2 protein-coding genes are annotated in these 730 nt (G+C 44.1%); both read right to left on the reverse strand.

Annotated elements, in window-relative coordinates; genetic code table 11:
- Positions 1-369: aminotransferase class III-fold pyridoxal phosphate-dependent enzyme (locus A3763_RS01105; RefSeq protein WP_156494799.1), on the reverse strand; the 369-nt coding region annotated here is incomplete at its 3' end.
- Between the two features lie 49 nt (positions 370-418).
- On the reverse strand, positions 419-730 hold a 312-nt coding region (gene ectA, locus A3763_RS01110; RefSeq protein ID WP_068759825.1), incomplete at its 5' end, for a diaminobutyrate acetyltransferase.

Raw genomic sequence — 730 nt, forward strand, 5'->3', positions numbered from 1 at the left:
AATATTACGCGCTAGCTTTAAAGCCGCTTCAACTGCGTTGGTACCAGTCGGACCAGTAAACTGCATAACATAATCGAGATCCCGAGGCTTTAGAATCTTCTCATTAAAAGCCTCTAGAAATTCACCTTTCGCCTTGGTATGCATATCCAGGCCATGCGTAATACCATCATTCTCAATGTAGTCCATTAAGAGAGGCTTAAATAGCGGATTGTTATGCCCGTAGTTAATTGTTCCCGCACCCGCCAGAAAGTCTAGATACTCATTTTCCTCCTCATCGTAGAGGTGTTCCATCTTAGCGCGATTAAAAACACGAGGGAAAGAACGAGCATAGCTCTGAACTTCAGATTCAATTTCATCAAATATTTTCATTAGCATCCTCCATAGGATGTTTGGTGCGAGTCTTATTTAGTGTGCGAGGTTAGGAACTAAATGGACCGATTCGGACCAGAAATTCCGTGTCATGCAAGCCAGCAAAATGCGTATCTTTGCTAAACATTTCAGATTTGGCTAAGGGAGCAGAAAAATCCTTTGCGAAGCTTTCAAATAAAGTCCATGAGGCTTTATTGTCAGCTGTAATGGTCGTTTCCAAGTGAGTGACCTGAGCGCATTCTTGCCGCGTCACAATATCTTTGAGCATTCGCTTAGCAAGACCTTGACCGCGAGCACGCTCATCAACGGCGACCTGCCAAATAAATAAAGTGTCTTGCCGGTCGGGAATGACATAGCCGGA

This window comes from Oleiphilus sp. HI0128, assembly GCF_001635365.1.